Source organism: Aeromonas sp. R6-2 (assembly GCF_040908155.1).
In the GTDB taxonomy this organism is placed as follows: domain Bacteria; phylum Pseudomonadota; class Gammaproteobacteria; order Enterobacterales; family Aeromonadaceae; genus Aeromonas; species Aeromonas schubertii.
Window position 1 is genome coordinate 111,798 of sequence record NZ_JBFODE010000038.1, and the last position, 23,413, is coordinate 135,210.

At 60.1% G+C, this 23,413-nt stretch carries 22 protein-coding genes and 1 pseudogene; 9 read left to right on the forward strand and 14 right to left on the reverse strand.

Going from position 1 to position 23,413, the window contains the following annotated elements; genetic code table 11:
* Window positions 1–388: 388 nt before the first annotated feature.
* A complete protein-coding gene (locus AB5Y48_RS10395) occupies window positions 389–1,903 on the reverse strand; it encodes an HD domain-containing phosphohydrolase (protein WP_060586847.1) in 1,515 nt (504 codons plus the stop codon).
* Window positions 1,904–2,195: 292 nt separating this feature from the next.
* On the opposite strand from AB5Y48_RS10395, the gene AB5Y48_RS10400 reads away from it, so the two are divergent.
* Both AB5Y48_RS10400 and AB5Y48_RS10405 read left to right on the forward strand, forming a co-directional pair.
* Window positions 2,196–3,863, forward strand: coding sequence for a methyl-accepting chemotaxis protein (locus AB5Y48_RS10400; protein ID WP_050666092.1), 1,668 nt, complete (start codon window positions 2,196–2,198; stop codon window positions 3,861–3,863).
* 99 nt (window positions 3,864–3,962) lie between these two features.
* Window positions 3,963–5,189: an ROK family protein gene (locus AB5Y48_RS10405; protein ID WP_050666093.1), complete on the forward strand. Its 1,227-nt coding sequence runs from the start codon at window positions 3,963–3,965 to the stop codon at window positions 5,187–5,189.
* Here the strand turns inward: AB5Y48_RS10405 and amrS are convergent.
* Window positions 5,176–6,243 (reverse strand): AmmeMemoRadiSam system radical SAM enzyme, encoded by a 1,068-nt coding sequence (gene amrS, locus AB5Y48_RS10410; RefSeq protein WP_368164360.1) that lies wholly within the window; start codon window positions 6,241–6,243, stop codon window positions 5,176–5,178. The genes AB5Y48_RS10405 and amrS overlap by 14 nt on opposite strands.
* Before the next feature lie 56 nt (window positions 6,244–6,299).
* Between amrS and amrB the strand changes: the two genes are divergently transcribed.
* The 3 genes from amrB to nhaD all read left to right on the forward strand — a co-directional run bounded on the left by amrB (window position 6,300) and on the right by nhaD (window position 9,198).
* Window positions 6,300–7,079 carry an AmmeMemoRadiSam system protein B gene (amrB, locus tag AB5Y48_RS10415; RefSeq protein WP_050666095.1) on the forward strand — a complete coding sequence of 260 codons (780 nt, stop codon included), beginning with the start codon at window positions 6,300–6,302 and terminating at the stop codon, window positions 7,077–7,079.
* The gene (gene amrA, locus AB5Y48_RS10420) at window positions 7,057–7,653 is read left to right on the forward strand and encodes an AmmeMemoRadiSam system protein A (RefSeq protein WP_368164361.1); all 597 of its coding nucleotides are present in this window, start codon (window positions 7,057–7,059) and stop codon (window positions 7,651–7,653) included. Before amrB ends, amrA begins: the two co-directional genes overlap by 23 nt.
* 111 nt (window positions 7,654–7,764) lie before the next feature.
* The gene (gene nhaD, locus AB5Y48_RS10425) at window positions 7,765–9,198 is read left to right on the forward strand and encodes a sodium:proton antiporter NhaD (RefSeq protein WP_368164362.1); all 1,434 of its coding nucleotides are present in this window, start codon (window positions 7,765–7,767) and stop codon (window positions 9,196–9,198) included.
* Here the strand turns inward: nhaD and AB5Y48_RS10430 are convergent.
* From AB5Y48_RS10430 to AB5Y48_RS10445, 4 genes are all read right to left on the reverse strand, one after another.
* On the reverse strand, window positions 9,179–10,810 hold the full coding sequence (locus AB5Y48_RS10430) for a 6-pyruvoyl-tetrahydropterin synthase-related protein (RefSeq protein WP_368164363.1): 1,632 nt from the start codon (window positions 10,808–10,810) through the stop codon (window positions 9,179–9,181). The genes nhaD and AB5Y48_RS10430 overlap by 20 nt on opposite strands.
* A 51-nt stretch (window positions 10,811–10,861) precedes the next feature.
* Entirely contained in the window at window positions 10,862–12,049 is a 1,188-nt protein-coding gene (locus AB5Y48_RS10435; RefSeq protein WP_368164364.1) for a Bcr/CflA family multidrug efflux MFS transporter, read from the reverse strand.
* Window positions 12,050–12,080: 31 nt separating this feature from the next.
* Window positions 12,081–12,608, reverse strand: a complete 528-nt coding sequence (locus AB5Y48_RS10440; protein WP_368164365.1) for a YqhA family protein — start codon at window positions 12,606–12,608, stop codon at window positions 12,081–12,083.
* An 85-nt stretch (window positions 12,609–12,693) separates the two neighbouring features.
* A complete protein-coding gene (locus AB5Y48_RS10445; RefSeq protein WP_368164366.1) occupies window positions 12,694–13,695 on the reverse strand; it encodes an L-threonylcarbamoyladenylate synthase in 1,002 nt (333 codons plus the stop codon).
* Between the two features lie 96 nt (window positions 13,696–13,791).
* On the opposite strand from AB5Y48_RS10445, the gene AB5Y48_RS10450 reads away from it, so the two are divergent.
* Window positions 13,792–14,712: a LysR family transcriptional regulator gene (locus AB5Y48_RS10450; RefSeq protein WP_368164367.1), complete on the forward strand. Its 921-nt coding sequence runs from the start codon at window positions 13,792–13,794 to the stop codon at window positions 14,710–14,712.
* On the opposite strand, the gene cyoE is transcribed toward AB5Y48_RS10450, so the two are convergent.
* From cyoE to AB5Y48_RS10470, 4 genes are read right to left on the reverse strand one after another with little or no spacing between them, the layout of a single operon-like run.
* Window positions 14,694–15,593 carry a heme o synthase gene (gene cyoE / locus AB5Y48_RS10455; protein ID WP_368164368.1) on the reverse strand — a complete coding sequence of 300 codons (900 nt, stop codon included), beginning with the start codon at window positions 15,591–15,593 and terminating at the stop codon, window positions 14,694–14,696. The genes AB5Y48_RS10450 and cyoE overlap by 19 nt on opposite strands.
* Complete coding sequence (locus AB5Y48_RS10460; protein WP_368164369.1) at window positions 15,593–16,552, reverse strand: heme A synthase; 960 nt, start codon at window positions 16,550–16,552, stop codon at window positions 15,593–15,595. Before AB5Y48_RS10460 ends, cyoE begins: the two co-directional genes overlap by 1 nt.
* A complete protein-coding gene (locus tag AB5Y48_RS10465; protein WP_050666102.1) occupies window positions 16,549–17,016 on the reverse strand; it encodes a hypothetical protein in 468 nt (155 codons plus the stop codon). Before AB5Y48_RS10465 ends, AB5Y48_RS10460 begins: the two co-directional genes overlap by 4 nt.
* The gene (locus tag AB5Y48_RS10470) at window positions 17,009–17,662 is read right to left on the reverse strand and encodes an SURF1 family protein (protein WP_368164370.1); all 654 of its coding nucleotides are present in this window, start codon (window positions 17,660–17,662) and stop codon (window positions 17,009–17,011) included. Before AB5Y48_RS10470 ends, AB5Y48_RS10465 begins: the two co-directional genes overlap by 8 nt.
* An 86-nt stretch (window positions 17,663–17,748) precedes the next feature.
* Here AB5Y48_RS10470 and AB5Y48_RS10475 point away from each other — a divergent pair, with 86 nt between their 5' ends.
* Window positions 17,749–17,949, forward strand: a complete 201-nt coding sequence (locus tag AB5Y48_RS10475) for a DUF2909 family protein (RefSeq protein ID WP_050666103.1) — start codon at window positions 17,749–17,751, stop codon at window positions 17,947–17,949.
* 20 nt (window positions 17,950–17,969) lie between these two features.
* Here the strand turns inward: AB5Y48_RS10475 and AB5Y48_RS10480 are convergent, their stop codons facing one another.
* From AB5Y48_RS10480 to coxB, 4 genes are read right to left on the reverse strand one after another with little or no spacing between them, the layout of a single operon-like run.
* The gene (locus tag AB5Y48_RS10480) at window positions 17,970–18,839 is read right to left on the reverse strand and encodes a cytochrome c oxidase subunit 3 (protein ID WP_060586837.1); all 870 of its coding nucleotides are present in this window, start codon (window positions 18,837–18,839) and stop codon (window positions 17,970–17,972) included.
* Complete coding sequence (locus tag AB5Y48_RS10485) at window positions 18,836–19,375, reverse strand: cytochrome c oxidase assembly protein (RefSeq protein WP_368164371.1); 540 nt, start codon at window positions 19,373–19,375, stop codon at window positions 18,836–18,838. Before AB5Y48_RS10485 ends, AB5Y48_RS10480 begins: the two co-directional genes overlap by 4 nt.
* Before the next feature lie 4 nt (window positions 19,376–19,379).
* Window positions 19,380–20,954: a cytochrome c oxidase subunit I gene (ctaD, locus tag AB5Y48_RS10490; RefSeq protein WP_050666106.1), complete on the reverse strand. Its 1,575-nt coding sequence runs from the start codon at window positions 20,952–20,954 to the stop codon at window positions 19,380–19,382.
* Between the two features lie 9 nt (window positions 20,955–20,963).
* Window positions 20,964–22,100, reverse strand: a complete 1,137-nt coding sequence (gene coxB, locus AB5Y48_RS10495) for a cytochrome c oxidase subunit II (protein WP_319593404.1) — start codon at window positions 22,098–22,100, stop codon at window positions 20,964–20,966.
* A 333-nt stretch (window positions 22,101–22,433) separates the two neighbouring features.
* Here coxB and AB5Y48_RS10500 point away from each other — a divergent pair, with 333 nt between their 5' ends.
* Both AB5Y48_RS10500 and AB5Y48_RS10505 read left to right on the forward strand, forming a co-directional pair.
* On the forward strand, window positions 22,434–23,033 hold the full coding sequence (locus AB5Y48_RS10500) for a Yip1 family protein (RefSeq protein ID WP_050666107.1): 600 nt from the start codon (window positions 22,434–22,436) through the stop codon (window positions 23,031–23,033).
* An 81-nt stretch (window positions 23,034–23,114) separates the two neighbouring features.
* A pseudogene (locus AB5Y48_RS10505) lies at window positions 23,115–23,413 on the forward strand (transposase); the annotation flags it as partial.

Genomic DNA, 23,413 nt, shown 5'->3' on the forward strand with positions numbered 1-23,413 from the left:
TGTCTAGACGATATCGAAACCGGGGCTGATGCCCCGGTTTTTCTTTTTCGCGCTGGTTTTATTCTCCCCGTTTTCTTATCGACTGGATAAGCAGGGCCGCCCTACCGGGATTCTGTCCCTAATCAACCAAGCGGGGTTGCCTCTCTGGCAGCCTGATAACGCCAACGCCAACGCCAACGCCAACGCCAACGCCAAACGTCAAGCTTGATCATCTTAAATAAGGCGCCAAGTAACCAGATGAGCGGCCCAAGAGGCATGGATAGTGTCGTTACCGGGAATGGCTGTTGGAAAAGATGCCGGCATTTTCCATGCCGAATGGGTGGTGAATGACAGTGTAAGGGTTCACCTGCCAGGCCTGCCGGCAGGCCTGGCAGGTTGAATGGGGGGATTATTCGCCCATATAGGTGTCGCGGTATTGATCCCGAATGGCCAGAAAGCGATCCATATTGTCCAGCATCAGATCGACCAGCTGGGGATCGAAGTGCCTGCCACGTTCCTCTGCGATAAGAGCCAGCACCTTGTCCAGCGGCCATGCCTTCTTGTAGCACCGGTCAGATCCCAGCGCGTCAAAGACGTCGGCAAGGGCGACAATACGCCCTTCGAGTGGAATTGCGTCAGCCTTCAAACCCTTGGGATAGCCCGAGCCATCCCACTTTTCATGGTGGCTGCCGGCAATGGTGGCGCCAATCTGGAAGAGCTCAAGCTGGCTGCCAGAGAGCATGTCATGGCCCAACTGGGCATGGGTCTTCATGATTTCCCACTCTTCCGGTGTGAGCTTGCCCGGTTTGTGGAGAATGGAGTCCGGGATCCCTACCTTACCGATATCGTGCAGGGGAGAGGCCCGTTTAAACATCTCACAGCGCTCTTCCTCCATCTCCAGGAGGTGGCAGAAGAGCTCCGTATAGAGAGCGACACGCTTCACATGCAGGCCGGACTCTTTTGAGCGTGTTTCGACCAGTTCGCCAATCCGATAGATGATCTCTCTCTGATTATCGGCAATGACCTCATTGAGACGAATATTCTCGAGAGCGACCACGATACTCTCGGTGAAGAGGCTGAGCAGATTGGTATCGAGTTCACTCAGGTGCTGGCTGCCTTCGATATGAAACAGCAGGTGGTGACGGCTGTTCTTGCAGTAAAGTACCAGCTCCTCTTTCTCATAAATATTGCTTTGTGAACGCATGGCTTGCTGCACGATAGCGGGGGCCTGAGCAATTTCCAGCGAGGAGACGGTCGGTTCAATCGATTGGAGCAGCTGGTTGTCGTGCACCTCATAGGCATGCTGCTTGGCATCGTAGAGGGCTGAGTCTTCGAGATTGAGAAGGGCGGTCAGTTGCTCGCGTGCACCATCGATAAAGTTACGCAGGGCTCGTTTTTCGAAGATACCCCGTGAGGCTTCGATCACCTTCTGCAGACCGCGGCGGTTACGATCCAGGGTTCGGATATCCCGGTATGAACGCAGACTGGCCCGAAGCAGGGTGCGAAGCTTTTGCGAGGTGAGTTCGGTCTTGTCCTTGTAATCGTTGATATCAAAATTGGCCACCACATCATCTTCCGGTGCCTGACCCGGTTGTCCGGTTCTTAGCACGATACGGACCATGCCATTTTGGATCTCTTCACGCACATAGCGAACGACATCAAGACCTGCGTTATCGGTCTCCATGACCACATCAAGCAGCAACAGGGCAACATCGTCCTGCTGTGCCAGCATCGACTTGGCCTCTTTTGCGCTATAGGCATGAAGCAGCTCGAGCCCTTTCCCGTCGAACTCAAACTGAGACAATGTGATACGAGTGACCCGATGAACCTCGGGCTCATCGTCCACTATCATCACCTTCCACCGCCGCTTTTGCTCTGCTACGGGGGAGGCGTCATCTTCGATAATCAGGATATCGTCATCCATAGGCTTATCCTGCATGGTCCCTTGGCAATCCCATTTTCCCAATCTTAGGAAACTTATCTGAAAATAAAAATGGTGTGGATACGGCAAGAGTGCAAAACGGGAGCGAGAGCAACTTGTTAGCCCGACGCTGCTTATATCCTGACCAAGGATCCTGAGAAGAGCATAGACCCTTGGCTGTGCACAAACGTGCCAAAGGCGCAGATTTGCAGTGATAAGCCAGTGACGACTATGCTCACTGTGAATCCCTTGGATGATATGTCGCTGTGTATAAGGAACAACAAGGAAGGTTGCAATGACACTGAAACAGAAGATCTTGCTGCTAGGTGCGCTGCCCGTGCTGCTGATGGCGGCAGCTATCAATCTTAGCAACTACATGATTGCCAAGAGTGATCTCGAGAGCGAGCTATCCCGTAATCGGGAGCAGGCCATCAAGGAGCGCAAGGCCCTGCTGGGTAGCTATATCATGCTGGCCCAGACCTCGATCGCCAAGACGCTGGCTCAACCAGACTCTCCAGAAAATCGCGAGCAGGTGAAAGACATCTTGCGAGCCCTGCGTTACAGCAGTGATGGCTACTTCTTTGTCTTCGACTTTAACGGTATGCAGGTGATGCATGCGGCTACCCCGGCACTGGAGGGAAAAAACCGCTGGCAGGACAAGGATGCACAAGGGAAGTTGCTGATCCAGGACATCGTCAAGTCAGCGCGTGAGCGAGACGGGTTTACCGAGTATTGGACCAACAAGCCCTCTATTGGCCGTGATGCCCCCAAGCTCTCCTATAACGTGGTCATCGACAAGTTCCAGTGGGTACTGGGCACCGGTTTCTACATCGATGATATCGATAATGAACTGGCGGCGCTGCGCACCTTGCGTGAGGAGGCGCTTTACAGCTCAATGGGAAGCAATGTGTTGTTAACCCTGCTGGTGTTGGCGGTCGCCCTGGGGGCAACCCTGGCGATTGGTAATCGTGTTGCCAAGCCTCTTGCCGATGCGGTGAGTGCCCTCAACGATATTGCCGCAGGAGAAGGGGACCTGACCCAGAGGCTGAGAGTACAGAGCAATGATGAGGTGGGGCAGTTGGCCAGCGCCTTTAACCGCTTCGTCGAGCGGATACAGAATGTGGTGAGTCAGGTAGGGCGAACCAGCAATGAGCTGTTTGTGTCTGTGGAGCGACTGCGCGATCTCAGTGAGCGCAGTGATCATCAGATGCAAGGCCACAGCCGCGAGACGGATCAGGTTGTCACCGCCGTCACCGAGATGAGTTCAACGGCTCAGGAGGTCGCCTCCAGCGCATCGAATGCAGCATCAGCAACCTCGGATGCGGCTCGAGAATCCGATGAGGCGCGTAGCGTGGTCGATACGGCGATCTCCAGCATCAACCGGTTGGTGAGTGAGGTTCATTCGGCCTCCTCTGTCATCGAGCAGCTTGCTCATGAGACAGGCAAAATCGAGTCAGTGGTGGAGGTGATTCGCGGGATAGCCGAGCAGACCAACCTGCTGGCACTCAATGCAGCCATCGAGGCGGCTCGCGCCGGTGAACAGGGCCGGGGTTTTGCCGTGGTTGCCGACGAGGTTCGTTCTCTGGCCGGGCGCACTCAACAGAGCACCAAAGAGATCAACGAGATGTTGCAGCGGCTGCAAAGTGGTGTACGGCAGGCAGTGGACGTCATGGGCGCCAGTGAATCCCGCAGTCAGGAGACGGTGGCCGAGGCCGCACGCATCGCCGCCTCGCTCGATACCATGGTCAGTGCGGTCTCCACCATTAATGACATGAACCTGCAGATCGCCGCGGCCGCAGAGGAGCAAAATGCCGTTTCCGAGGAGATCAACCGCAATCTGGTGGCCATACAGCAGATCGTCGGAGAGTTGAGCGAGGTGGCGCGAGACACCCATAGAACGACCCAGGATCTTGCCCAAAATGGGGACGAGCTCAAGGGACTGGTCGGTCAGTTTCGTTATTGATGTTGACAGGCAGCCGGCCTCGGGGCCGGTTGCCTGTTGGGTAACGTGGCATAATGTGGGACAATTTTCCCCTGTGTCCTATTCACTTCTCCCCGGCTCATGAACGACTTGGTCAAAGGCAGCATCGATCTCATCCGTCAGCTCAACTATGGTCTGGTCTATGCCAGCCTGGAAGAGCACACCGAGCTGTCACGCACCGACCTCTCCAGATTGACGGGACTCTCTCCGGCCAGTATCACCAAGATCACCCGAGAGCTGCTCGATAACGAGCTGGTGGTGCCTTGCGGTGAAACCAGTGTCGGCAGGGGGCGACGTCAGACGCTTTTGCGGATTAATGAGCGTCGTTACCAGTTTCTCTCCATGCGCTTGGGTCGTGGTTATGTGGACATGGCCCTGTTCGATCTCTCCGGCCGCTCTTTGTCACGACACCGTCATCAGTTTAGCCAGGACGAGCGTGAAGAGCTGCTTGCCAGCCTTATCGCCGCCATTCGTCGTTTTCTGCCCGCCAAGGGGGTTCGCCTGGCCTGCATTGCCCTCTGTCTTCCGGGCCAGGTCGAGCGCCACACGGGACGAGTCCGCCACTTCCCCTATTACGATCTTCGCAACTGGCCCCTGGGCCCTACGCTGGAAGAGGCGTTTGGTGTGCCGGTCTTGGTCAGTGCCGATGTGCGCACCTGGATCCAGGCCGAGCGTGAGTGGGGAGCAGCCAAAGATTGTGCCGATGCGGTGCTGGTGTTTGTCCACAATGACATCGGTGTCGGCATGGTGGTCAATGGCCAGTTGATCGAGAGCGAGAATGCCATGCTCGGTGATCTCAGCCATCTGCAACTGGAGCCTTATGGACAACGCTGCTACTGCGGGGGCTTTGGCTGTGCTTGTACGCTGGTCACCAATCAGGCGCTCGAGTCCCAGTATCGTGATCTCAGAGTTCGCATGGGGGAGATGGATCTTCCCGAGCAGGTGACCATACGCGAGCTGTGCGAGCTTGCCCTCGAAGGCAACAGTCTGTGCCAGCAGATATTGCAACAGGCTGCCAGTCGTCTGGCCAGGGTGCTTGCCAACCTGATTTGCCTGCTTAACCCGGGCAAGTTGTTGCTGGGGGGAGAGCTGGCGCGTGCCGACCGCCTGCTCTTTCCCATGCTTCACCAGTCGTTGGCGAGCCAGTTACCCGGAGAGTATCTGGTGCGTTTGCAGATCGAGTCGACCCGTTTCTACGAAGATCCTACCAAGCCCACCTCGATTCAGGTGCACAAGGCATTACGTGACGGCAGTCTGCTGCTGGGGTTGCTGCGCGGTCATGATGAAGAGGGGATCATTCGGGGTTAACCCTCAGCCGTTTGGGCCCCCACGCCTCGGGGTAAGGCTCGAAGTGGCCACATAGAGCCCGATGACAGTGCACACACCGCCCCTCGCTCAGACGCCATTGTCCGAGCCGATATCCACTGCGCTCGATGAGCAGAGCACCACAGCCACTGCAGTAAGTGCTCTCACTGGCACTATTTGGAATATTTCCCGTGTAAACGTGATACAGGCCATTTGCCAGGGCTCTCTCTCGTGCCCGTTGCAGTGTCTCCATCGGGGTGACTGCCGGCTCGGTGAGATGGAAGTCGGGATGAAAGGCGGTGAAGTGCAGGGGGGTGTCTGCCCCAAGCTCTCTGGCAATCCACTGACTCAATGCGCTGAGAGTGGCATCGTCGTCATTGTGGCCGGGGATGACCAGAGTGGTGATTTCCAGCCAGCAATGAGTCTGGTGGCGGATAAGCTTCAGGCACTCCAGTACCGGTGTCAGGGCTCCACCACAGAGGCCGTGATAGAAGTCGTCACTGAACCCCTTTAAATCGATATTGGTGGCATCCATGGCGCCGAAGAGCTCGAGTGCGGGCTTCGGGTTGACATAACCGGCACTGACGGCAACGGCCTTTATCCCGCGGTCATGGCATGCCTTGGCGACCTCCAGAGTGAATTCGAGCGAGATGACAGGGTCATTGTAGGTAAAGGCGACGCTGCGGCAGCCATGGTGAAGCGCGAGATCGGCAATCTGTGCCGGGGTGGTGCGCTCGTTGAGCCGCTCATCTTCTCGCGACTTGCTGATACACCAGTTCTGGCAGTAGCGGCAGGTGAGATTGCAGCCAAGGGTACCAAAGGAGAGGGTCGCGCTCCCCGGCAGATAGTGATAGAGGGGCTTTTTCTCTATGGGATCGATGCAAAACCCGCTGGTCTCTCCCCAGTGGGTGAGCACTATCTCTCCCTCCATGGCCTGGCGCATATAGCAGACCCCGCGCTTGCCGTCGCGCAGTTGGCACAAGCGCGGGCAAAGGGTGCATTCAACCCGGCCATCATCCAGTCTTCGCCAATAGCGGGTGGGGTGAAGGGTGTCCATCGTCAACTCCTCGGCTCTCCTATCATTTTAGTGAGCCAACCACGAGGAGCACGACCGTGAGTCAGATCCGCCCTCCGGCAGTCGCCGGTTATTTCTACCCGGCAGAGGAGCAGGCCTTGCGCAGCTGGCTTGGCGCCCATCTTTCCTTGAACCAGGGTTCGCACCGGCAACCCCGTGCGCTGCTGCTGCCTCATGCCGGCTATCGCTATAGCGGCGCCTTGGCGGCGCAGGGGGTGGCGACACTGGCGCGACAGGGAATCGCACGGGTGGTGATCCTCGCGCCTGCCCACAGGGTGCCACTGCGTGGTGTCGCGCTCCCCGCCGATGATTGCCGTGCATTTCAGACGCCCCTTGGCACCACGGTGCTCGATATGCAAGCGCTTGCCGAGTTGACCCGCCACGACGGATTTATCCGCTATGAAGAGGCGCACCGGCAGGAGCATGCCATCGAGGTCCTGCTCCCCCTGCTGCAGTACCGTCTGAGTGACTTTTCGCTGGTGCCTCTGGTGGTGGGTGAGTGCACTGCCCTTTGGCTGGCCTCGCATCTCACGCCTCTGCTCGATGGCCGGACCTTGCTCATCAGTAGCAGCGATCTCAGCCATTTCATGACTCAGGAAGAGGCCAGGGTCCTCGATGAGCAGACGTTGGCCCGGATCCTCGGCTTGACTCCGGAGCTTGGACCTCATCAGGCGTGTGGTTGTTTCGGTCTCAATGCCCTGTTGTTGCTCGCCAGGGAGCATGAGTGGCAAGCAAGCCTGATTGGGCAGAGTGACTCCGGTGTGATCACAGGTGAGCGTGAGCGGGTGGTGGGCTATGGCTGCGTCGGATTTTATTGAGCTGCCGCAACCGGGCAGGGAAGAGGCGCTGGCGCTGCTCGGCATCGCCAGGCTCGCCATCGCCAGCCGCTGGGACGACCGTTGCCGTGATGAACTCTCGCACGCGATTGGCTCGATGCCACTGGCCAATGCCGTGCTGGCCTGTTTTGTTACCCTGCACGAGGAGGGGCGCCTTCGTGGCTGCATCGGTTGTCTGGAACCCCAGGGGCCCCTGCGTGAGGCACTGCCGCACTTTGCCCGGTTGGCGGCTTTCGGGGATCCACGCTTCCCGCCACTCGAGCCGCCCGAGTTGGGTGGGGTTTCCATCAGTATCTCTCTGCTCGGGCCCCTTTCTCCCATGGAGGTCGAGGGGCGTGCCGAACTGCTGGCTTCCTTGAGGCCAGGTATCGACGGACTCTGGCTGATGGGGGGAGGGCGCCGAGCGACCTTCCTGCCTGCGGTCTGGCGCGAGTTGCCCGATCCTGCTGCATTTTTGGATCATCTGCTGCGCAAGGGGGGGTGGCCGCCAGGGGGCTGGCCTGAAGGGCTATCGGCTTGGCGCTATCGGGTAAGGGAGTTCGCAGAAGAGGGATGAACCTTTTTGTGTTATCTCCCTCACTATTTGCTGAAACTTTGATTTGGAAGAAAAAACGGGCCTCAGCCGGTGCTAGCATCTTAGGCACGATTCATGTTCAAGGATGACTGTATGGCCCGTTTGCTGCTACCGCTCCTCTCTTTTTTACTCCTCTCGTTCAGTCCTTCTCCTGCCCTTGCGGCCGTTGGTCCACTGCCGCTGACCTCGAGCACGGTGGGTATCGCCTGTCTGCTGCTCTTCGTGCTGGCCTATTTGCTGGTGATGGCCGAGGAGTATATCCAGTTGCGCAAGTCCAAGCCTGTCCTGATTGCGGCGGGTGTTATCTGGATCTTGATAGGGGTCGTCTATACCCGGGAGGGGCAGAGCGTACTGGTGGAGGAGGCGTTTCGCCACAATCTGCTCGAGTATGCGGAGTTGTTGCTCTTCTTGCTGGTGGCGATGACCTATATCAACGCCCTGGAGGAGCGGCAAGCCTTCGATGCTCTGCGCTCTGCGCTGGTACGTGCCGGCTTTGGCTTTCGAACCCTCTTTTGGCTCACCGGTGGGCTTGCCTTCTTCATCTCGCCGGTGGCCGATAACCTGACCACGGCCCTGCTCATGTGCGCCGTGGTGCTCAAGGTCGCCAACGGGGAGCGTCGCTTCGTCAACCTGGCCTGTATCAACATCGTCGTCGCGGCCAACGCGGGGGGGGCTTTCAGTCCCTTTGGCGATATCACCACACTGATGGTGTGGCAGGCGGGGAAGGTGCAGTTTGGTCAGTTCTTTGCTCTCTTTATCCCCTCAGTCGTCAACTTTCTGGTGCCGGCGCTACTGATGAGCCTGATGATCCCTCATCATGCCCCGAGTGCCTCGACCGAGCGGGTCTATATGCGACGGGGGGCACGTCGCATCATGGTGCTCTTTCTGCTAACCATTCTGACGGCGGTGGCCTGCCATAACTTCCTGCACCTTCCCCCCGTGCTTGGGATGATGTTGGGGCTGGGTTACCTGCAATTTTTCGGTTTCTTCCTGCGCAAGACCTTCCAGCAGGCAGTAGAGAAGCGCCGCGCTCTCTATGAGCGCAGTGGCGATCGTGAGCGGCTGGAGCGCCTCGGCACCTTTGTCCCCTTCGATGTCTTTAGCAAGGTGGCCAAGGCGGAGTGGGATACCCTGCTCTTCTTCTACGGGGTGGTGATGTGCGTCGGTGGACTCGGCTTTATCGGCTATCTGGAGCTGGTCTCTCACTGGCTATATGGTTCGGGCGAACCGACCCTGGCCAACGTGGCTATCGGTCTGCTCTCAGCCGTGGTCGACAACATCCCCGTCATGTTCGCCGTACTTTCGATGCACCCCGATATGTCAGTCGGCCAGTGGCTGTTGGTGACCATGACCGCCGGAGTCGGGGGAAGCCTGCTCTCCATCGGCTCGGCCGCCGGCGTGGCCCTGATGGGGCAGGCTCATGGCATGTATACCTTCTTTGGCCACCTCAAGTGGGCACCGGCCATTGCTCTGGGTTATGCCGCCAGCATAGGAGTGCATCTGTGGCTCAATAGCGCGCTCTTCTAGCGCGCCAGAGCAGTGCCCCCCAGAGTGCCCAGGCTAGGGCCGAGAGGAGATAACCGATCCGCTCGGGCCAGCGCATGGAGAGGACTAACTTCAGCGTATGGGTCCCTTCGGGGACCCATACCTGTAACAGGCCTTGCCGGTTGGCACTCACCTCGAGGGGATACTCTCCATCCAACCAGGCCTGCCAGCCTGGATAATCATACTGATGCAGCACCAGCTTGGCCGGCGTCGGCGTAGTGACCGTCAGCGCCAGATGACGCGGTTGCCATCGACTGATGCGCCAGCTCACCCCTGCCTGTTCGCTCACCACGGGAGGCTGAAACTCCTGTTTCCAGGCCAGCAGGCTGGGGGAAAACATCCCTTTGGGAACCTGCTTGGGGCGATATTCCCGGGCACTGCGCTTACTGTCGAATTCGAAATCGAGAACTTCCGGGTTGGGGCTTTGGGTGAGTGGCGCATGGCGTACATAGCTGGCGCTAAATAGCAGGGTCAGGAGCAGGGTGCTTCCTACCAGTACCCTGGAGTTGGGGTGAGAAGGGGAGGCTAGGGCGACCACTGCGGCAGTGGCCAGGGTGAGGATCAGGTTGGCTCGCCAGGGAAACTGCACCCGTTGCAGTGGTACCAGCAGCTCCCAGAGGAGCTGGCTTTGGGGCAGCATCATCATAAAGGCGAGCACCCCGAAGCCGCCCCAGAGGGGAAGCTCGGGGTGACGCGGCTCGCGGGCCCCCGCCCAGGCAAGCAGCAGGGTGAAGAGGGTGAGCAGGGTGAACAGGGCGAGTTGGCCGCGAAAGCGCCAGTCATCGAAGGCGGTGGGCAGTCGATCCAGAAAGTTGCGGCGAAAATCGAACATACCGCGCTGCATCTCCGCCATGGAGATCCCCCCTTGATCGAGTAGGGCCGGGGCGAGCAGCAGGGCTGCCATGGCCAGCCCCAGCAGGGTTGCCCCCAGGGTGGTGAGCAGAGGACGCCAGAGACGATCGCGTCTGGCCCGGATCAGGGCGCGCAGCAGCACCAGGCAGATGGCCAGCAGCAGGCTAGGCAGGTGAGAGAGCGTCAGCAGGGCCAGCCCCAGGGCCATGAGCGGGACACCGATGGTGCGCATGTAACGATCCTGTCCGAGCAGGATCAGGGGCAGCCAGACAAAGGCCCATACCTCGGCCAGGGCGAAACGGGCATAGAGGTCGATGGCCAGGTGATAGGGCAGGGCCATGTAGATCAGGCTTGCCACCAAGGCCCGCATCGGCCCTGCCATGGATCGGATCCAGAGCCAGAAGGTGAGCCCCGACAGGCCCAGGGCCAGGGTAGCGCTGGCAATGAGCGCGGTCATGGCATCGTGGGGCTGGGGGGTTGCGCCTCCCAGCAGGGCGCTCACATAGTAGGGCAGAGGGGGGTAGAAGAAAAAGGTGGGACTGCCAAACCCCCCGTTCATGGCCATCAACCAGCGTGGGTAGAGCTCCCCTTGCCACAGTTGCAGGGCAAAGTAGTGGCCCGATAGCAGATGATGAAAGAGATCGTGCCCCTGACTACCCCCTCTCAACCAGAGGGGGAGGATGAGCAGCAGGGCCGTCAGGGCGATACAGCCCAGGGAAAGTGTCATCCATCGCTTGCCCATCAGGATCTCTCTCGAACCGGTGTGGCAACAGTGTAGTCAAAGGAGGCGTGTTCAAGCCGCTCCTCTGCGCCCAACCAGCAGGGCATAGCTCAAGGTCGAGAGCAGGCCGCAGCCGGCGATGCTCAGCGCCATTGGCAGCGGCGAGCTGGGGGGCGTCAGGTTGACCACTACCCCGACCAGAGCCCCGATCCCGAAGCGCAGGGTGCCGGCCAGGGCAGATGCGGTGCCGGCCGTTTGGGGAAATTGCCCCAGCAGGCCGGTCATGGCATTGGCCCCCACCAGGCTGATATGGCCCACATAGAGGACGACCGGGATCACCACCCCCCACAGACCGCCAAACCCGCTCCAGCTGGCATAGACGAGGGCAAGCCCGGCGAGAGGAAGAACCAGCAGGCCATAACGCAGCATGCCCTCGGCACCAATCCCCTTCACCAGCCGGCTGTTGGCGTAGGTGACCACCATCATCAGCAGAATATTGAGGCCAAAGAGCCAGCCGTAGTGCTCGGTGGGCACGCCGAAGTACTCGATGTAGACGTACGGGGAGCCACTGATGAAGGCAAACATGCCCGAGCTGGCAAAGGCACCGCACAGCACATAGCCCATGGCCCTGGGGTTGCTCAGCACGCCGCCGTAGTTGCCCAGGATCTTGCCCAGGCGCAGGGGCTGGCGCAACTCGGGCTTGAGGGTTTCGGGAATCGCAAACTGCATGGTGAGGGCGATCAGGGTGGCACAGGCGAGCAGTAGCCAGAAGATGTGGCGCCAGTGGCCCGCCGTGGTGATATAGCCTCCCAGCACGGGGGCAACCAGGGGGGCGAGTGTCATCACCAGGATAACGAAGGACATGGCGCGGGAGAAGGCATCTTTCTCGAAGAGATCGCGCAGCAGGGCGTTGACCACCACTGAGCCGGCGGCACCGCCGGCCGCCTGCAACATGCGAAAGGCGAGTAGCTCGGGCAGGCTATCGGCCAGGGCGCACCCCACCGAGGCCAGGGCAAACATGATGAGGCCCGCCATGATCACCGGCTTGCGGCCGAAGCTGTCGGCCAGCGGCCCGTAGAAGAGTTGGCCGATGGCAAAACCGCCGAGAAAGGCGCTGACCGTGAGCTGAGCCCCGTCGATGGTGGTGCCCAGCTCCCTGGCCAGGGTCGGAATGGCGGGCAGGTACATATCGACCGCCAGGGGCGTGAGCCCGGCCAGAGCGCCGAGCAGGACGAAGAGGGTGCGATGGGAGAGGGTCATTAGGCTTCCAGTTGGCTGGCGTAAGGGGCGCTTATTTCGGGTGATGGCCGGGGAGATCCGCTTTCTCTCCCCTGTCGTTATGCTCGGCCAACCGCTCCGTCACGGCATAGATGAGAGCGGCAGTCGAGAAGGCGAGAAAGACGATAACGGACCACTTCATCTCCCCCTCGTTCATCACCCCCTCCTCGAGGAAGGCCTTGAGCACCTCGATCCCCGAGATGGTAACCAGAGAGTTGATGACGATGAGCTTGAGAGAGACAAAATCGATGCGATAGAGCCAGTTATCTCCGAGGGCGGCACGCTGCTCCGGGCTCTTGATAAATTGCACATAGCCGCACAGGGCCACCAGGATCAGCATCTGGGCCACCAGCACGAAGTCGACCAGGGTCAGCACTCCGATGATGAGCTCGAGATAGGGTAAAGAGATGATGTTGGTACAGAGTTCGTAGAGTTTGATCCCGAACTTGACCATCAACAAAACGACACAGATCAGCATGCTGATGTAGAAGGGGAACATCATCAGGCGGCTGCCTGTCAGCATGACGTTGAAACGGCGCATAGGGGGCTCCTGCGGATTCGGACGGGAAAAGCATAACGACAAACCCGTCCGAATCAAACACGAAGCTGCTTTGGGTGGGATGGTCTCACTCGAGCAGCATGGTCGCCCGGCGCAGGCGATCCTGTACCGGCCACCAGGGCTCACTCTGGGGGGGCTGCTCCAGCCAGAGGGTCTCAAGCCCGAGACGATCCAGCTCAAACAGGGTGGCGTAGAGGGCCTGCCCGTAGCCGGCCGGATCGGCCGGCAGCCGGCGCAGCTGACCCAGCCCTGCCGGTGCCGCCAACGCGTTTGACCAGGTGATCAGGGCGCCTCTTGCCAGTGTCCGGAAGGCGAGCCGTGCCAAGTGTTGCTCAAGGGCATCGGTCGGGGCCATCCACAGGGGCGTGCCCGGGCGATAGTGGGCGGCCACGTTGCCTGGCACCACCACCGTATGTTCGCGCGGAGTGGCGACAGGCTGACCCAGTATGGTCTCGAGCGCCTCACGCCCCAAGGGGCCGGCTCGCACTATGGTGGGCATCGGGCCCGTGAGATCGACGATGGTGGATTCGAGCCCGACCGGGCAGGGGCCACCGTCGAGGATGGCGGCGATACGCCCGCCGAGCCCCGCTTCGACCTGCTCGGCGCTGGTCGGGCTCAACGCCTGATAGGGATTGGCGGACGGCGCGGCCAGCCCGGTGTCGAGCCGCTCAAGCAGGGCCAGCATCAGCGGGTGGGCGGGGACGCGCAGCCCTATGGTGTCGAGCCCGCCGGTCACCACGGGGGAGACCTGCTCGGCGCGCTTGAGCAGCAGGGTGAGGGGGCCGGGCCAACACGCCTGGGCCAGTTGCCAGGCGGTGGCGGGGATCTCGCGCGCCCAGCGCGCCATCTGACCTGCGTGTGCCAGATGAACGATGAGCGGATGGTCGCTCGGGCGTCCCTTGGCGCGAAATATGCCAGCGACGGCCTCGGGCTGGGCCGCATCGGCGGCCAGGCCATAGACGGTCTCGGTGGGCACGGCGACCTGAGCGCCCGAGCGCAACAGGGCGGCCGCCTGTTCGAGGGCGTCCGGGCAGGCTCCTGACAGCATCAGGGTAGTGAGCGGTGACATGGGCACTCCTTGAGAAGAGGGCGGGATTGTGCCCGAGCTTGAGGCTTAAGTTAAATAGATATAAGTTCACAAAACATTCTGTTTTGAAGAACGAAAATGGCGCGCCTCAACTACCACCATCTCTACTACTTCTGGCAAGTGGCCAGGCACGGCCACCTCACCGACGTGGCCCGTCAGCTGCATCTCTCCCAGTCGGCCCTCTCGGCCCAGATCCGGCAGTTGGAGCAGAACATGGGGTTCGCCCTGTTCGAGCGCAGCGGTCGTCGCCTTCACCTTACCGAGGACGGGCGCCGTGTCCTCGACTATGCCGACGAGATCTTCACCAAGGGGGAAGAGCTGGAGGGGGTGCTGCGCCACGGTTGGCAGCAGGGGCGTCAGAAGCTGCGGATCGGGGTGCTCGCCTCCATGTCTCGCAACGTCATCGAGGCCTTCATGGCCCCCTTGCTCGGGCGCAGTGACGTGCATTTCACCCTGCGTTTTCTCGAGCAGGGAGCCCTGCTCGATGCGCTCCTCTCTCACCAGCTGGATCTGGTGTTGACGGACAGAGAGCCTCAGGGAGAGGGTGAGGCCGTATGGCAGAGTCAGCTCTTGGCACGCCAGCCTCTGGCGGTGATAGGCCCGGCCGGCCGGCGCCCCCTCGGCCCTTTCCCGACCGGTTTCGCGGAGCGGGCGTGGATCTTGCCCGGGCGGGCCAGTGCCAGCCGCACCACCTTCGATTCCTTCTGCGCCCTGCACGGCTTCGAGCCCAGGGTGCAGGGAGAGGCTGACGACATGGCCATGCTACGCCTTCTGGCCCGTGACAGCGGCGCTCTCTGCCTGCTGCCGGCCGTGGTGGTGCGCGACGAGATCCGTGAGGGGCGACTCGAGGAGTATCTGAGCCTGCCCAATGCTTATGAGCACTTCTACGCCGTGGCCCTGAGGCGACGCTTTATGCCCGCCATTCTGCCCGAGTTGCTGGGACGTCCTCCGGAAGATTATCTGGGTGAGGCGTGGGGCGTCTATCCCAGCTGCCAATAGCAGTAGTGATCGGTGACCAGCGCGAGAAAGAGCAGCATCAGATGGGTAATGGAGAAGCGAAAGGTACGCATCGCGGCGCCGGCATCCGGGCTGAATTTGAGTTGCCAGCCGTAATAGAGAAAGCGCAGGTTGAGCAGCAGGGCGCTCACCAGATAGATGAGGCCGCTCATGCCGATGAGGTAAGGCAGCAGACAGATCAGGGTGAGTAGCAGCAGATAGAGCAGGATCAGGCTCTTGGTGAAGTCGAGGCCGTGAGTGACCGGCAGCATGGGGATATCGGCACGGGCGTAGTCGTCACGACGATGGATGGCCAGCGCCCAGAAGTGGGGGGGCGTCCAGGTGAAGATGATCATCACCAGCAGCCAGGGCTCCGCACCGAGAGTGCCTGTGATGCTGGTCCAGCCGAGCAGGGGGGGCATGGCGCCGGCCAGGCCTCCGATCACGATATTCTGGGGGGTGGAACGCTTGAGCAGCAGGGTGTAGATCCCCGCATACCCCACCAGGCTCCCCAGCGTCAGCCAGGCGGTGAGGGGGTTGACACCCAGATAGAGCAGCCAAAAGCCGCTCAAGGCCAGAGCGAGTGCAAACAGGGCAGCCCTATGGGGGGGGAGGCGACCGCAGGCCACGGGACGGCGGCGGGTTCGGGCCATCAGGGCATCGCGGTGTCCTTCGAGCAGGTGATTGAGGGTGGCTGCGGCACCAGCCAGCAGCCCGATCCCGCCGAGAGCGGTGAGTGTGAGGGCGGGCGAGGGGAGCTCATCTCGGGCCAGCACCATTCCCACCCAGGCGGTGAGCAGCATCAGGGCGACCACCTTGGGCTTGGTCAGTTGCCAGTAGTCATTCAGCATGCCACTCGAGAGTGTGGTCAGAGAGAGTTGCATCATGGCCTCCTTGCGGGGGTGAGGCGATGGTAGGTCACGGCAGTGGCGATCAACAGATGAACCGCCACCAGGTTGTGTGCCAGTGCGTTGGGCAGAGGCAAGATGAACACCACATTGGCGATGCCAAGCAGCAGCTGGCAGAGCAGCAGTGCCAGGATCAACAGGGCACACCCCCAGGCCTTCTGACGCCATAGCCCAAGGGCAAAGCCAAGCAGGGAGAGGGTGACCAACAGGGCGCCCAGCCGATGCAGGATGTGAATGGTCTGGCGCGCCTCGCGCCCGAGTACGCCAAACTCATAGCTCTCGTGGCCCAAAGGAAGGTGGAAGGCCTCACCCCAGGCCAGTTGCTGGTGCCACTCTCCCTGGCAAAGTGGCAGCTCGCTGCAGGCCATGGCAGCGTAGTTGGCCGAGGTCCACCCTCCCAGACCGATCTGCAGCAGCAGGGCCAGCAGAGCCAATGCCCCCAGTCTCTTGAGCCAGGGGGGCGCGGCGAGGGGGGATAGCGAGCGGGTGAGCGAGAGCCAGAGCAAGGTGAGCAGGGCAAAGCCTCCCAGCAGATGGCCCATAACCACGAGAGGATGTAGCGCCGCTGTGACCGTCAGCATACCGAGCAGCGCTTGCCCCACAACCAGCAGTAACAAGCATGTCGGCAGTGGCGGCAGGCGCCGTGCCTCGCGCCAACTCACGGCGAAGAGCATCAACAGCAGCATACCCAGTGAACCAGCCGCATAGCGGTGAATCATCTCATTGCGTGCCTTGTGCGGCTCCAGTGGGCGCTCGGGGTGACTCACAGCAAGCCTGGGAGCCTCTTCGGGATGAGGCAGGGTCAGCTTGCCGTAGCAGCCGGGCCAGTCGGGACAGCCGAGGCCCGCATCGGTCAGCCGGGTGTAGGCGCCGAGGCCGATGACCAGGGTCGCCAGCCCGATGGCCAGCATGATCAGTACGTGGGGACGGATCACCGGGCTGCCCTCCCGTAGCGCAGCAACTGCTGCACATCCTGTAGCACTGATTTGCCCAGGCGTGGCCAGCGCTCCTGCTCCTCTGGCACGGGGTAACCCAGCACGCCGAGTCCGGCGGCATCGACCAGAACTAACAGTCCGAGTGGGCCTTCAGGCAGGGGCGAGCCATCATCCAGAGGCTGACTCTGCAGGGTCAGCATATCGGCCTGTCGTCCCAGTGCCATCCGGATGTGTTCTTGCAACTGAGGTACCCCCTTGCACTGCTCCCGGCATGAGACTGGATAGAGATAGAGCAGGCGCCACCCCGGGCCATCGGACAAGAGTAACGGGTTATCCTGGGGAAGCCAGGCCCCCAGATTGCGGGTGCCGGCGTGATACCACCCCATCTCCAGCACCAGTTTGGCCAAGAGCAGAGGGAGTAACAGAGTAAGCAGCAGGGCGAGAGGAATTTTATGTTTATGCATGGGTCCCCCGGCTCAAGGCGATGCCACCCATCATCACCACCAACGCCAGGCCCAGCCACTGGGCCGCATAGGCCCGGTGTCGCTCCGGGCTCATCACGCTCGGCACATAGTGATAGCGAAACCCCGGAGTCTGCTGGTAGAGGATGATGCCTCTCAAGGGCAGAGTGCTTTGGGCCTTTAACTCGTCGGGGCGCACGGACTGAAGGCGGCCGGAATAGGGGCCTGGCTCGCGGTTTTCCCCCAGCACCAGAGCATCAGAAGGGAGGCGGAGCAGGCCATCGAGCACCAGCGTGGCGGGGAGCTCAAGCGCCGGATGCTCACTCCTGAGGGGGGGCGCCGGAGTCCATCCCAGATTGACCAGTAGCGGGGGCCCCCCCCGGGTTTGAACCGGGATGATGACGTCATAGCCAACGATACCGTCGACCACCTGGTTATCGAGTAGCCACAGATGAGGAGATAGCCAATCTCCTACCCCTCTGAGCCTGAGCCCGTCGAGCTGCTCGTCATCTTGCTTTAGCAGGGCTCCGGGGGAGAGGGGGTGAGTGACGTGGCTGGCGACCTGTGCCAGCAGCGCCTCTTTTGCGTTTGCCCTGTGCCACTGCCAGAGCGCCAGATTGCTCAGCAGCGTACTGCTGAGCAGCGTCAATAGAAGGAGCAGAGTCCTCGATCTAAGCTTGGGTAATCGCATCACAGACAATCCCGTCAGGGGCAATCGCATCACAGGAGGCCTCCATGCTCATCAAGTCTGTTGTGGTCGTGCTGTTACTGCTTATCCTGAGCCAACTTTTCCAGGCTCTCTGGTTGATGGTCGGCTCCCGCCAGACCAACTCTCCGCCGTTGGGCCGACGGGTGTTGCTCTCGGCCCTGCTGGTATTGTTGCTGGTGATCGCCTTGCAATTGGGCTGGATCACCCCCCACTCGCGTCCCTACTGATCCGCATCCATTCCGTTTACCTAGAGCAGATAGACAAAGGTAAAGAGGCAGAGCCAGACCACATCCACAAAGTGCCAATACCAGGCGGCAGCCTGAAAGCCGAAGTGGTGCTCGGGCGTGAAGTGGTCTCGCAGCACGATGCGCAGCCAGATCACCGTCAGCATGATGGCCCCCAGGGTCACATGCAGTCCGTGAAACCCGGTGAGTATGAAGAAGGTGTTGCCATAGATCCCGCTATCGAGCCGAAGCCCGAGCTCCCGATAGGCGTGAAGATATTCATGTCCTTGCAAGATGAGAAAACCCATTCCCAGCAGCAGGGTCAACAGCAGCATGATCTTGAGACGCAGGCGCCGGCCCCTCTCCAGCGCCTGGTGGGCAAATTGCAGGGTGACCGAGGAGGTGAGCAGGAGCAGGGTGTTGATAAGCGGGAGACCCTGCCAGGGCATGGCCCGGGTCTGAGTACCCCCGGGGGTCGTGGTCATGGGCCAGTGGGCGGTGAAGTCGGGCCAGAGCAACTGGCCGGTCAGAGTGTGGTGCCCTGCCCCGCCAAGCCAGGGCATGGCGATGAGGCGGGCGTAGAAGAGGGCACCGAAGAAGGCGACAAAGAACATGATCTCCGAGAAGATAAACCAACTCATCCCTTGGCGAAACGAGCGATCCATCTGGTCGCTATAGAGGCCACCTAGTGATTCGCCGATGATATGGCGAAACCAACCCACCAGCATCAGCAGTAGCAAGAGGGCTCCGACCAGGAGCAGATAGCGACCCATGCCGCTCTGCTGGTGGGCCAGCTCGTTGACCAGGGTGCCGGCTCCCAGTGCCAGCAGAAAGAGGGCGACAGCGCCCACGATGGGCCAGGGGCTCTGCTCGGGAACATAGTAACGGTTCATGGTTTTTTCACCTGTGCAGTGCTGATGTCAAAGAGGGTGTAGGAGAGGGTAATGGTGTTGATCTCGGGGGGCAGGGCCGGATCAACGTAGAACTGCAGTGCCATCTCCTTGTGTTCGCCTCCCTTGAGGGTCTGCTGCTCGAAGCAAAAACAGGCCATCTTCTTGAAGTAAGCGGCAGCGGCTCCCGGTGAGACGGAAGGGACTGCCTGACCCGTCATGGCATCAGGCGTCGGGTTGTAGGCCAGGTAGTGGATGAGTCGGGTCTCCCCCGGGTGCACCAACAAACTGGTCATCCCGGGTTCGAACTGCCATGCCATAGGGGGGGAGGTGTGCGCCAGAAACTCCACCCGGATCTCGCGGCGGCCGTCTATCTGCCGTGCTGGCTGGTCGGCCGGGCGTGATGCCGTCTTGCCGTTGAGGCCTGTGGCCTGGCAGAAGAGATCGTAGAGCGGGACCAGGGCGAATGCAAAACCGAACATCAGGGCGATGAGCAGCAACAGTCGCTTGATAAGCGGTGCATGGTTGGGTGTCGTCATGGGGTTACTCCACCCTCGGAGGTGTGGTGAAGCTGTGGTAGGGAGGGGGTGAGGAGAGGGTCCACTCCAGCCCCTCGGCCCCTTCCCAGACTTTGGCTGGCACGGCAGCGCCTGAACGGATGCACTTGATGACGACCCATACGAAGATCAGCTGTGACAGGCCAAAGGCGAAGCCCCCTATGCTGATGAGGGCGTTGAGATCGGCAAACTGCAGGGCATAGTCGGGGATGCGTCTGGGCATGCCGGCCAGACCGACGAAGTGCATGGGGAAAAAGAGCAGGTTGACCGAGATAAGGGAGCACCAGAAGTGCCATTGCCCAAGCCGCTCGTCATACCAGTGCCCGGTCCATTTCGGGAGCCAGAAGTAGGCTGCGGCAATAAGGGAGAAGATGGCCCCGGTGACCAGCACATAGTGGAAGTGAGCCACCACGAAATAGGTGTCGTGGTATTGGAAGTCGGCCGGCGTGATGGCCAGCATCAGCCCCGAGAAGCCCCCAATGGTGAAGAGTACAATAAAGGCGATGGCAAACAGCATGGGCGTCTCGAAGGTCATGGCACCGCGCCACATGGTGGCCACCCAGTTGAAGACCTTTACTCCGGTGGGGACGGCGATGAGCATGGTGCTGTACATGAAAAAGAGTTCGGCAGCCACCGGCATTCCGGTGGTGAACATATGGTGGGCCCAGACGATGAATGAGAGCAGGGCAATACTGCAGGTGGCATAGACCATGGAGTGATAGCCAAACAGGGGCTTGCGGGCGAAGGTCGGCACTATGGTGGAGATGATGCCAAAGGCCGGCAAGATCATGATGTAGACCTCGGGGTGGCCGAAGAACCAGAAGATGTGTTGGAACATGACCGGATCGCCGCCACCTGCCGCATCGAAGAAGCTGGTGCCAAAGAATTTGTCGGTCAGCACCATGGTCACGGCCGCCGCCAGCACCGGCATGACCGCAATCAGCAGAAAGGCGGTGATAAGCCAGGTCCAGACGAAGAGAGGGAGCTTCATCCAGGTCATTCCTGGCGCCCTGAGGTTGAAGATGGTGACGATCACATTGATCGCCCCCATGATGGAAGAGATCCCCATCATATGGACGGCAAACACGAAGAGCGCCGTACTGTTACCGCTGTATTTTGTCGACAGGGGGGCGTAGAAGGTCCACCCGGAGCTGGGGCCGCCGCCATCCATGAAGAGGGTGAGCAGCAGCAGGCCGAAGGCGAAGGGGAGGATCCAGAAACTCCAGTTATTCATGCGTGGCAGAGCCATGTCGGGGGCCCCAATCATCATGGGGATGAGCCAGTTGGCCAAGCCGGTAAAGGCAGGCATGACGGCACCGAAGACCATGATGAGGCCGTGCACTGTCGTCATTTGGTTAAAGAAAAGAGGATTGACCAGTTGTAGCCCCGGCTGGAATAGCTCGGCCCGGATCACCATGGCCATGGATCCACCGATAAAAAACATGGTCAGGGAGAAGAGCAGGTAGAGAGTACCAATATCCTTGTGATTGGTGGTGTAGAGCCAACGCAGGATGCCGGATTGCGGATGGTGTCCCTGCTGGTGTGAGATCTCCTCGCTCATGGTCTCTCCTTATTGTCCATCCTTGATAGCCTGCACCTCTGCAGGCTGGATCAGATCGCCCGTGCTGTTGCCCCAGGCGTTGCGCTCGTAAGTAACGAGGGCGGCAATCTCCTTGCTGCCAAGCTGCTTGCCAAAGGCCTGCATGGCGGTTCCGGCACGACCGTTGAGAACGATGTTGATGTGCTCGGCCCGCTTGGCGCTCTGGGTGGTGAGCGGGCTCCCCTTGAGTGCCGGGAAGATGCCGGGCATGCCGGTTCCCCCTATTTGGTGACAGGCGGCGCAGTGACCATTGAAGAGGGTCTCTCCGAGGGTCATGGCCTCAGCCATGGTGAGCTGCTCGTTGGCCTGTTGTTGCTCTTTGGCCGCCGAGCTGGCCTGCTCTTCACTCTGGCTGGCAATCCACTGCTCGAACTCCTGCTCCGGCTTGGCGACCACTACGATGGGCATAAAGCCGTGATCCTTGCCGCACAGCTCAGCGCACTGCCCGCGATAGACCCCCGGCTTGTCGATGCGTGTCCAGGCCTCGTTGATATAGCCGGGGTTGGCGTCCTTTTTGACGGCAAAGGCCGGAACCCACCAGGAGTGAATGACATCGTCCGACGTCGTCAGAAACCGGATCTTTTTTCCGACAGGCAGAACCAGGGGCTTGTCCACCTCGAGCAGGTAGGTTTCGCCTTTTTTGGCCTGGCCGTGGATCTGTTCGGCGGGGGTAGCGAGCAGGGAGTAAAAGGCCACGGGATGCTCTAGGTATTTGTAGTGCCATTTCCATTGGGAGCCGGTAATCAGCACCGTCAGATCCGCTCTGCTGGTGTCATCCATTTTAAGCAGTGTGGAGGTGGCAGGAGCCGCCATGGCGATGAGTATGAGCACAGGGATGGCCGTCCAGAGCAGCTCTATCCGGGTACTTTCATGAAAGTGGGCGGGGGTGGCCCCCCGCGAGCGGCGATGGTGAATAATGGCCCAGAACATGATGCCAAACACCACCAGAGCAATCAGGCAGCAGATGATGAAGATGGTCATATGCAGCTCATACACATCTTGGCTTATCGCCGTGACCCCCTGGGTCATATTGAGTTGCACGGCTGCTGCCGGCATCGAGGCGATAAGCAGGAGCCAGGCTCCCGTGCCAATTCCCTTAATTTTCACGCTGCCCTCCTGAGGTGGAATCCACAGATGGAGCCACCGAAGAAGATCCCCAATGACCAGGCAGTTAAATCGAAATAAAAAATAACTGACTGATATATAAGGCTTATTGCTTATAGGAACATGTAAGTAAAGTATTAGTTCACTTTAGGGAAATCACCAATCACTCAATGAATTACCTGCGATACCCGGCGGTTTCCCCGAAGAGTGAGTGGCAATACCTTGCAGGGCGGAGAAGGGCAGTCTTTATTTATGAAAACCGCAGCCGGCCTGCCCGGCTGCAAGGTGTCGTCCACTGGGATGCGGTCAATCCCGCTGTCGATAAGGAATGTCATCATGATCCTTAACCACCTCTGGGGGCTCTATGCCCACCCGAAAGATGAATGGCACGAGATAGACGAACATCACGAGAGCTTTACTCGAAGCCTGAGTCATATCCTGATTGTGGCTCTGGTTCCTTCCGTATGTGCCTACTATTCGGCGGTGCACATCGGCTGGAGTATTGGGGTTGGGGAGCCTATCCGACTCACGGCAGACAGTGCTCTCCTGCTGTCGATTGCCATGTATATCGCCCTGGTCGCCGGCGTCTTTGCACTGGCCTATCTGGCTCACTGGATGGGGCGGACCTTCGGATCCGATCCCACTTACACCAAGACTCTGGAGCTGGCAGCCTATACTTCGACGCCTCTGTTTATGGTTGGGCTGGCGGCCTTCTATCCCCATCTCTGGTTTGTGATGATGGTCGGGTTGGCCGGACTGGCCTACTCCATCTATTTGCTCTATGTGGGGGTACCGATCCTGATGCATATCACGGCAGAGCAGGGGTTCATCTATGCCAGCTCTGTGGTGACGGTGGGATTGGTGTTGCTGGTAAGCGTGCTGGCAGCGACAGCGATCTTGTGGGGATCCGGGTTTGCTCCTGTCTTCACCAGTTAGCCGGCCATGCAGGGGAAGTAATCTAACCCACCCTCGATGGACACTTGGTTAAGTGAGTAAAATCACTGACAGAGGTACATCATGACCAAAGCAACGATCGAACAGAAAACACCCAGAACCCGTTACTCTCAGCAATACAAGGAAGAAGCCTTGGCTCTGGCCGAGCGCGTAGGAATGAGCAAGGCCGCCATCCAATTAGGCCTCAAAGAAGCCCAGCTCTACGCTTGGCGCACCAAGGCCAAGCAACTCATGGATACGGGGGAGCGCGAGCAGCAACTCGCCGATGAAAATGTCCGACTCAAGCGCCAACTGGCTGAGCAAGCAGAAGAGTTGGCCCTGGTAAAAAAAGCCGCCGCGTACTTTGCCAAACACCTGAAGTG